This is a genomic window from Bacillus sp. 05T31 (assembly GCF_056396725.1).
In genome coordinates this window covers 1-4,516 of the sequence record NZ_JBFTMA010000326.1, presented here as the reverse complement: position 1 = coordinate 4,516, position 4,516 = coordinate 1, and the positions used below count along the sequence as shown (strand labels likewise).

General features: G+C 36.9%; 5 protein-coding genes. All 5 read left to right on the top strand.

Going from position 1 to position 4,516, the window contains the following annotated elements:
• Positions 1 to 64 precede the first annotated feature (64 nt).
• A complete protein-coding gene (gene phnE / locus AC1DJR_RS18280) occupies positions 65 to 868 on the top strand; it encodes a phosphonate ABC transporter, permease protein PhnE (protein ID WP_002014419.1) in 804 nt (267 codons plus the stop codon).
• A gap of 301 nt (positions 869 to 1,169) precedes the next feature.
• Entirely contained in the window at positions 1,170 to 3,170 is a 2,001-nt protein-coding gene (gene tkt / locus AC1DJR_RS18275) for a transketolase (protein ID WP_477003190.1), read from the top strand.
• A gap of 156 nt (positions 3,171 to 3,326) precedes the next feature.
• Complete coding sequence (gene sirA / locus AC1DJR_RS18270) at positions 3,327 to 3,767, top strand: sporulation inhibitor of replication protein SirA (RefSeq protein ID WP_002014415.1); 441 nt, start codon at positions 3,327 to 3,329, stop codon at positions 3,765 to 3,767.
• A 78-nt stretch (positions 3,768 to 3,845) separates the two neighbouring features.
• Positions 3,846 to 4,067, top strand: a complete 222-nt coding sequence (locus AC1DJR_RS18265; protein ID WP_001132292.1) for a YneF family protein — start codon at positions 3,846 to 3,848, stop codon at positions 4,065 to 4,067.
• A 124-nt stretch (positions 4,068 to 4,191) separates the two neighbouring features.
• A partial coding sequence (locus AC1DJR_RS18260; RefSeq protein ID WP_477003189.1) for an ABC transporter transmembrane domain-containing protein occupies positions 4,192 to 4,516 on the top strand: 325 nt, incomplete at its 3' end.

Sequence of the window (4,516 nt, the reverse complement as noted above, 5' to 3'; positions counted from 1 at the left end):
TTTATACCCTTGTTGTTGTATTGCTAATTGATTATATAAGTACATTGTTGCGGGAGAAATTATAATGAGTAAAACGATGATAATCATACCAAAACCGAAGAAACTGAGTGTAAATCGCTGGATTATTTTTATAGCACTTACAGTTGTATATGTATGGGCCTTTTCAGGAGTCCCGTTAGAGGGAATAAAGAATACGGCGGGAGAAATTACAAAAGCCATTATGACAGGCGTATTGAACCCAGATTGGTCGTATGTATCTTTGCCAGATGGTGAAGATTTATTACACGGTTTAATTGATACGTTGGCAATTGCGATATTAGGTACATTTATTTCTGCTTTTTTATCTGTTCCATTTGCTTTTTGGGCGGCAACGAATATGAGTAGTGGAAAATTAACTTCAGGAACTGGGAAATTTGTACTTAGTTTTGTTCGTACATTTCCTGAATTAGTTATGGCTCTTTTATTTATAAAAGCTGTTGGTCCAGGCTCTTTTGCCGGAGTTCTAGCTTTAGGGTTACACTCTATCGGAATGTTAGGGAAACTATATTCGGAAGGAATTGAAAATATAGATAAGGGACCGACGGAAGCGTTAATAGCAACGGGTGCAAATCGGTTTCAAATACTTTGGTATGCCGTATTACCACAAGTGTTACCGGATTTTCTATCGTATACGTTATACAGGTTTGAAATTAATGTACGATCCGCTGCGATTTTAGGTGTTATTGGAGCAGGTGGTATTGGTACGCCATTAATTTTTGCACTTAGTTCACGTAATTGGTCTCGTGTGGGAATTATTTTATTAGGTATCATTTTAATGGTAATTATAATTGATTTTATTTCAAGTTCTATTCGTAAGCGGATTATTTAATTTGTTTTAAAAGCATCTAATTCAGATGCTTTTTTGTATTTTTAAAGGTTATCAAAAAAGAGATATATCAGAAATTAGTATATTTGTATAAATATACAGATAATTATCTTTATTTTTAAAATAAAAACAATTAAAAAGTATGTCATATTGAATGCCCATACATTCCCTGAATCACTGTATTTTTTATGAAAAATCAAAAAAACATCAACATATTTGTCGATACATGTTGTATAATCTTGCGTGGGAAGCTATCATATAAATGTATAAAACGTTTACTAACATACGCGAAGGGAAGAATAGCATGTCACATTCAATCGAACAACTTTCTATCAACACGATTCGCACATTATCCATTGATGCGATTGAAAAAGCAAACTCTGGTCACCCAGGAATGCCAATGGGTGCAGCACCAATGGCTTATACATTATGGACTCAATTTATGAAACACAATCCAAATAACCCAACGTGGTTTAACCGCGATCGTTTCGTATTATCTGCAGGTCATGGTTCAATGTTACTATACAGCCTACTTCATCTATCTGGTTATGACTTAACAATGGATGATTTAAAGAACTTCCGTCAATGGGGAAGCAAAACTCCAGGACATCCTGAGTACGGTCACACAGCAGGTGTAGACGCAACAACTGGTCCACTTGGACAAGGTATTGCAACTGCTGTTGGTATGGCGATGGCTGAAAGACATTTAGCGGCTAAATACAACCGTGATGCGTATAATGTAGTAGATCATCATACATACGCTATTTGTGGTGATGGAGATTTAATGGAAGGCGTTTCTGCTGAAGCATCTTCATTAGCTGCTCATTTACAATTAGGTCGTCTTGTAGTACTTTACGATTCAAACGATATTTCATTAGATGGCGATTTAAATCGTTCATTCTCTGAAAGTGTAGAAGATCGTTACAAAGCATACGGGTGGCAAGTAATCCGTGTTGAGGATGGAAAYGATATTGAAGCAATCGCAAAAGCAATTGAAGAAGCGAAAGCTGACGAAAAACGCCCAACGCTAATTGAAGTAAGAACGACAATTGGTTTCGGTTCTCCAAACAAATCAGGAAAATCAGCTTCACATGGTTCTCCACTTGGTGTAGACGAAACAAAATTAACGAAAGAAGCATACGCTTGGACTGCTGAACAAGACTTCCATGTAGCAGAAGAAGTATATGACAACTTCCGTAAAACAGTACAAGATGTTGGTGAAACGACGCAAGCTGCGTGGAACACGATGCTCGGTGAATATGCACAAGCATATCCAGAATTAGCAAACGAACTGCAAGCAGCAATGAACGGTCTTCTTCCAGAAGGTTGGGAACAAAGCTTACCAACTTATGAATTAGGATCAAAAGCAGCAACACGTAATTCTTCAGGTGCTGTAATTAATGCAATTGCAGAGTCTGTACCATCATTCTTTGGTGGATCAGCTGACCTTGCTGGTTCTAACAAAACATATATGAATAACGAAAAAGACTTCACAAGAGCTGATTACAGCGGTAAAAACATTTGGTACGGTGTTCGTGAGTTTGCGATGGGTGCAGCAATGAACGGTATTGCACTACATGGCGGTTTAAAAACTTACGGTGGTACGTTCTTCGTATTCTCTGACTACTTACGTCCAGCAATTCGCCTTGCAGCATTAATGCAATTGCCTGTAACGTATGTATTCACACATGATAGTATCGCTGTTGGTGAAGATGGTCCAACACATGAGCCGGTTGAACAATTAGCAGCACTTCGTGCAATGCCAAAYGTWTCTGTTATTCGTCCAGCAGACGGTAACGAATCAGTTGCAGCTTGGAGACTAGCTCTAGAATCWACAAAAACACCAACTGCATTAGTGTTAACTCGTCAAGATCTTCCAACATTAGAAGGTGCAAAAGACGATACTTATGAAAAAGTAGCAAAAGGTGCATATGTAGTTTCTGCAAGCAAGAAAGAAACTKCTGATGTAATCTTAATTGCAACTGGATCTGAAGTAAGCTTAGCAATCGAAGCRCAAAAAGCTCTAGCAGCAGACGGCGTTGATGCAGCTGTTGTTAGCATGCCATCTATGGATCGCTTTGAAGCTCAAACTGCTGAGTACAAAGAATCTGTACTACCAAAAGCAGTAACGAAACGTTTCGCAATTGAAATGGGTGCTACAATGGGATGGCACCGTTAYGTAGGYCTTGATGGAGATGTACTAGGTATYGACACATTCGGTGCTTCTGCTCCTGGTGAGAAGATTATGGAAGAGTATGGATTTACTGTAGAGAACGTTGTTCGTAAAGTAAAAGAAATGCTTTAATGATTTTAGAAAAATCTCTCCAGCATGGGGAGATTTTTCTATGTAATTGAGTTTTTTCGACAGGAAAAGTTTTYTCTCTCTCCGTAGTCAGACAAYCATTGCAAATCTTCTCTTATATAATGTAGGGAAAAGGTTGTCCAGATCGGGAGGGGAAAAATGAAAACGTATGAATTGTATTTAATTCAAGAGGATATTGCGAAAGCTTACTTTGGTCGTGAATATTTGTTTTTTGATTTATTTGCTCGATTTTCAGAATCTGGGTTCCTTTCGGAGAAGAAAGTATTATATAAACAAATGACGTATATTACGATGCCGTTACAAGTAATGAAAATTCATCATAAATTAGAACAAGCTTTGCGTGTTCTTGGTAAATATGAAAGAACAAATCATACTCATACGCTTTATACAGGAGCCGAATACGGAGAAATAATGGTGAAACCACAATATATTCGAATAAATACTTCTGGAAATGTATCCATGGAAACAACTTTCTTTGAGGTGCTTAGAAAGTGTGAGTTAACATTTTTAGCGATGGATTATGAAAATAAAAAGTACGGTTGGTTAAATCCTCTCAAACAAGTACGAACATATGTGTAAAAAATGTCGAATAGTATCTTGTCTTATTGAAAAGGTTTTAGTACACTGTAAGGTAGACAACATGAAGGAGGAAAAGATATGCCAATGTGGTTAGGTATTCTAGTGGGCGTAGTAGCACTAGTAGCAGGCGTGGCGTTAGGATTTTTCATTGCCCGCAAATACATGATGAATTACTTACAAAAAAATCCACCAATTAACGAACAAATGTTAAAAATGATGATGATGCAAATGGGACAAAAACCTTCCCAAAAGAAAATCAATCAAATGATGAGCGCGATGAACAAGCAACAAACGAAATAAGCGCCAAAGGGCACTCTTACCGAGTGCCCTTTTCTTTTGGTTATAAAACATATTTAAAACTTTCAAATATTCTGTATTTTTGTTACACTGAAAACATCGCTCATTTTAAGGGAGGAGGATAAATATGAAAGTGTTTTTTAATTTAGCTTGGTTTTTTAAGCAAGAAAAACGAGCGTACATAATCGGAATTATTATGTTATTTGGTGTCGCACTTCTTGAACTTGTAGCGCCAAGAGTACTAGGGATTGTAGTAGATGAAATTAATAGTGGAACATTAACGTCTGAAAAATTGTTGAACTGGGTTATTCTATTAGTAGTTGTAGGAATTATGATGTATATATTACGTTACTTATGGCGTATTATGATTTTTGGATCTTCTTTAAAACTAGCTCGTCAACTGCGAAAGAATCTATATGAACATTTTACTAAGATGAGCCCATCYTTTTATC